This is a genomic window from Klebsiella sp. CN_Kp066, from assembly GCF_040065135.1.
Taxonomy (GTDB): Bacteria; Pseudomonadota; Gammaproteobacteria; order Enterobacterales; family Enterobacteriaceae; genus Klebsiella; species Klebsiella oxytoca.
The window spans coordinates 1-4,789 of sequence record NZ_JBEAIU010000008.1 but is presented as its reverse complement, the minus strand read 5'-3'; the positions used below and the strand labels follow the sequence as shown (position 1 = coordinate 4,789).

Annotated in this window: 4 protein-coding genes and 1 pseudogene; 3 read left to right on the top strand and 2 right to left on the bottom strand. The window is 45.4% G+C overall.

From position 1 onward, the window contains the following. Positions 1–131 (top strand): annotated as a pseudogene (locus tag ABLV75_RS02775) (phosphomannomutase); the annotation flags it as partial. A gap of 162 nt (positions 132–293) precedes the next feature. Then, positions 294–1,460, top strand: coding sequence for a UDP-glucose 6-dehydrogenase (gene ugd / locus ABLV75_RS02770; RefSeq protein WP_004103677.1), 1,167 nt, complete (start codon positions 294–296; stop codon positions 1,458–1,460). A 570-nt stretch (positions 1,461–2,030) separates the two neighbouring features. On the opposite strand, the gene ABLV75_RS02765 is transcribed toward ugd, so the two are convergent. Continuing rightward, the gene (locus ABLV75_RS02765; protein ID WP_004138729.1) at positions 2,031–2,153 is read right to left on the bottom strand and encodes a small membrane protein; all 123 of its coding nucleotides are present in this window, start codon (positions 2,151–2,153) and stop codon (positions 2,031–2,033) included. 457 nt (positions 2,154–2,610) lie between these two features. Next, positions 2,611–3,615, bottom strand: a complete 1,005-nt coding sequence (locus ABLV75_RS02760; RefSeq protein ID WP_196090384.1) for an NAD-dependent epimerase — start codon at positions 3,613–3,615, stop codon at positions 2,611–2,613. 571 nt (positions 3,616–4,186) lie between these two features. On the opposite strand from ABLV75_RS02760, the gene ABLV75_RS02755 reads away from it, so the two are divergent. Further along, positions 4,187–4,450 carry a hypothetical protein gene (locus ABLV75_RS02755; RefSeq protein WP_159103137.1) on the top strand — a complete coding sequence of 88 codons (264 nt, stop codon included), beginning with the start codon at positions 4,187–4,189 and terminating at the stop codon, positions 4,448–4,450. The last annotated feature ends 339 nt before the right edge of the window (positions 4,451–4,789 follow it).

The window sequence follows — 4,789 nt, the reverse complement described above, 5'->3', positions numbered from 1 at the left end:
AATATCCGGAGTGGCGTTTTAACCTGCGCAGCTCGAACACCGAGCCGGTAGTGCGCCTCAACGTCGAGTCAAAAGCTGATGATGAATTAATGAAGGCTAAAACAGAAGAAATATTAGCTTTACTTAAATAGAAATTATTCTGTTTAGAGCCATAGGGTTGATGTGTGGAATTATGCATAACCTTATGGCTCTTTCTTGACTTCCCATCTTTCTGAGAGTAAAACCGCCACAAGTATTGATTACCAGGGTGGCTAATATGCCGCCGTCCAGTTAACTGATTAAAGTGTGATCGAATGAAAATTACTATTTCCGGTACCGGTTATGTCGGTTTATCGAATGGCATCCTGATTGCGCAAAACCACGAAGTGGTGGCGCTGGATATCATTCAATCCAAAGTTGATATGATTAACCAAAAGATTTCTCCGATTGTCGATAAGGAGATCCAGGAATACCTGGCGGAAAAACCGTTGAATTTTCGCGCAACAACTGACAAGCATGATGCTTATCGCAATGCAGATTATGTCATTATCGCCACGCCGACTGACTACGATCCGAAAACAAACTACTTCAATACGTCGACCGTTGAAGCCGTTATTCGCGATGTTACCGAGATTAACCCTGATGCGGTCATGATCATTAAATCAACCATCCCCGTTGGTTTCACTCGTGATATTAAAGAGCGCCTGGGCATTGATAATGTTATTTTCTCTCCAGAGTTCCTTCGTGAAGGCCGTGCGCTCTATGACAACCTGCACCCGTCGCGTATCGTTATTGGCGAGCGTTCAGAACGCGCGGAACGTTTTGCTAACCTCCTGAAAGAAGGAGCGATCAAGCAGGATATCCCGACGCTGTTTACTGATTCTACCGAAGCTGAAGCAATCAAGTTATTTGCCAATACCTATCTGGCGCTGCGCGTGGCTTACTTCAATGAACTGGATAGCTACGCTGAGAGCCAGGGCCTGAATAGTAAGCAGATTATCGAAGGCGTGTGCCTCGACCCGCGTATTGGTAACCACTATAACAATCCGTCCTTTGGCTACGGTGGTTACTGCCTGCCGAAAGATACCAAGCAGCTGCTTGCGAACTACGAATCTGTACCGAATAACATTATTGGCGCCATCGTTGACGCTAACCGCACGCGTAAAGATTTCGTTGCTGACTCCATCCTGGCGCGTAAGCCTAAGGTCGTTGGGATCTATCGCCTGATCATGAAGAGTGGTTCTGATAACTTCCGCGCTTCCTCAATTCAGGGCATCATGAAGCGTATTAAGGCTAAAGGTATTCCGGTTATTATCTATGAACCGGTTATGCAGGAAGATGAATTCTTCAATTCCCGCGTAGTTCGCGATTTTGAAGCGTTCAAACAAGAAGCTGATGTGATTGTCTCTAACCGTATGGCTGAAGAGCTGTCGGATGTTGCTGATAAGGTATATACCCGCGATTTATTTGGCAGTGACTAATCTGTCTTCTGGCCGGGAGCAGCAGCTGCCGGCCACCGCTTTCCTCCCCCTCTAAATGATTACGCATTTCTCTTGCCAGTCTCACCGTTCCTTCACCCAAACCATATCCCCTTAAAAAACGTGACCCCGCTTAAATTCTTCAATTGTTCATCTTGTCGCAATCATTGAGGTCGGATATGTTAAATTCACCTTGTGAAGAGCTACCGTCACTGAGATGTAGACGCTGGAGATAAGCGCCGGAAGGTAAAACAGAGCCTGCTTGCAGGCTTTTGTTGTTTATAAGTTCCTGCCGATGTACAGCATCCTGCCCTGGAATGCGATGAGATTCAGATTCCAGTTTAAACCGACGCTTCGGGATCGTTCAGGGGGGGGAGGTATAGTAGGCATGAGTTAGCCGTGGGCATAAAAAATCATCCTGATGTCTGGGATGTTGTTTCCGATTCTAGTAACTTTTATAAATATAAAATAGCTTCCAGCGCCAGCTGTAAAGACGGAACGCATCTCCACGGCTGGCAGTATTTTATATTATTATTTCCTATGCCAGTATTATAATTATATTAAGTTTTCTTTTCACCACTTTCGCTTGTTAAAAGTCAGCTTGGTTTTTTTCTGGTCCTTAATATAAGAAATCAGAAAATAAACGGAAACAATCAACAGGATGGCAGCAACTGCTAAGAAAATTATGTTTGCCATAATTCGTACCAGAATGAAAGGAATGTGATAAATCCATTTGCTTGCGAACTAATACTTCTGACAAAGTCCGCCCTGACATGCTTAACATATCCTGGAATTAAGAAAATTCCTATATGGAGGTTGTGGCTTTTTTACAGGAAAGTGAATAAATCTTTTTTATGGCTTCTGCTATGAATAAACGATCTGTAACAGACTTAAATGCCAGCCTTACCATCTGGGGATGATAATCTGTCTAAGCTAATGCTCTTCAGATAGCGTAAGGGAAGGGCTGTATTCGGCTTCTGGTGATATTTTGTTTCAGGTTTCGTTAATGTACGGTATGGGCTGTTCCGCGCCACTTTACCCATCCTGATCTGTTACCGACAGAATCGTAAGATTGCTCAACATGGCCTACCAAACAGAAAAGCCGCAGCGGGGTGCCGCTGCGGCTTAATAGCATGCGCATTGCCCGGGGGCATTACACCTTATAATATGCCTTATACCAGTCAACGAAGTTCTTAACCCCCTGACTGACCGTTGTTTGCGGTCTGAATCCCACCATATCATACAGCGGCTTTGTATCCGCGCTGGTCTCAAGCACATCGCCTGGCTGAATAGGCATCATATTCTTTTCCGCGACCATACCCAGCGCTTCTTCCAGCGCAGTGATGTAATCCATCAGCTCAACCGGTGAGCTGTTCCCGATGTTATACACACGATAGGGCGCAGAGCTGTCAGCCGGAGAACCTGTCTCAACGGTCCATTCAGGATTGGGCTGCGGGATAATGTCCTGCATCCGTACAATCGCCTCGACGATATCATCGATGTAGGTGAAGTCGCGCTTCATCTTGCCGTAGTTGTAGACATCAATACTCTTTCCTTCCAGCATGGCTTTTGTGAACTTGAACAGCGCCATGTCCGGACGCCCCCAGGGGCCATAGACGGTAAAGAATCGCAATCCGGTGGTCGGAATACCGTAAAGGTGAGAGTAGGTGTGCGCCATCAGCTCATTTGCTTTCTTCGTAGCGGCGTAGAGAGAAACCGGATGGTCAACCGAATCGTCGGTTGAGAATGGCATCTTGCGGTTTAAACCATAAACCGAGCTCGATGAAGCATACAGCAAATGCTCAACGTGATTATGTCGGCAGCCTTCAAGAATGTTCAGATAACCAATCAGATTGGAATCAGCATAAGCGAAAGGATTTTCCAGCGAGTAGCGAACGCCGGCCTGGGCAGCAAGGTGGATTACCCGGTTAAATTTCTCATGAGCAAAAAGTTGGGCAATACCTTCACGATCCGCCAGATCGATTTTATGGAAACTGAACTGGGGGGATTGCAGCAAATCCAGCCGGGCCTGCTTCAGATTGACATCATAGTAATCGTTCATGTTGTCGAGTCCGACAACCTTATGACCCGCCTGCAGAAGGCGTTTGCACGCATGAAAACCGATGAATCCTGCGGCTCCAGTCACTAAAAACTTCATATTTATCCTCCGGGTTCACTTTGCCCCGCTATATATAATTGCCGATTTTACACTGGCTTGCTGTAGGGATCACCTGCTTTACCGTTAGCGGTTAAGTTGTCGCCAGCAAAAGCTTGAGAGAAGCATTTCATAAGAGCCTTCCCCGCCAGAGAATGTCGTAAATAATAATGATTATCATGTATTTAGATTAGCTGGCAAATAATAACTCTGTGGTCTTTATGGCTGGTAATGATTTCTCTGTTCACAATGTGATCTTTTTTTCGAGATGAAATAAGTTGAATTCATATTGTCGTGATTTATGAATTTGCTTACGTTTCATGCACGATCATTCGGAAAAACCAAGCTAAAATCCGAGTTGGTTTTTAAGTTGTTGATTTTATTTTTATTTCTTAAGCATCTGAGTGAGGGTCGAAAAAAGCCAGGCCTGAAGTTCATCTGTTGAATTTATTTTTCATTGAGCTTTTTCATTTTTATTCTTTTAGGCCAACGCGTATACTTCGCAGATAATTCGTTTGTATGGTGTATGTGTTGTCGAGATATGAACCACCCATCCCATCTTCTGGAACATATCGTGAGCGTAATGCTAAAAAAGAGAGTCAATCCGTTCTGCTCAGCCTCCACTGGTATCCAGAGTGTTCTGGCTTTCTCCCGCAGCGCTGCCGTTAACATCGCCATTCAGCGTATTTCTCTCACTTCTCTCTACGCCTGCAAAGCATCTCTTTCCGCCAATGCGTCTGCCGACAGCGGCAGTGTTCTATCCTTACTAAATGAGAAAGTCCTGATGGATAGCCCTTACGGAAACGGCGAAAGTACTCTGCGTTTTTTGCGCGTGTGATGGTGCGATTACGGATGAAAACAGAGATATGTTCGCCAACATATCTCTGTTTTTAGAATGATTAAGCTCTCAGGCAGATCGTTAAGCGCCGAAGTGCTTAGCCTGTCTGGGGAACGACTCACCTGGCGCTAACGCAGTTACTGCATTAACGCCGTAAGAGAGTGGGTACAACAATAAGGCCCGACGCAATTTGGTAGCGAAAGCCAAGGGCGGTAGCGTGCGCAAAATCCAGCCTGAAGCCAAACGTGTGCCGTTGATTGATAGTAAACAAAATGATTATTTATTTAAGGATTTTATCATGTTACTTCCTGTGATTATGGCGGGTGGCACCGGTAGCCG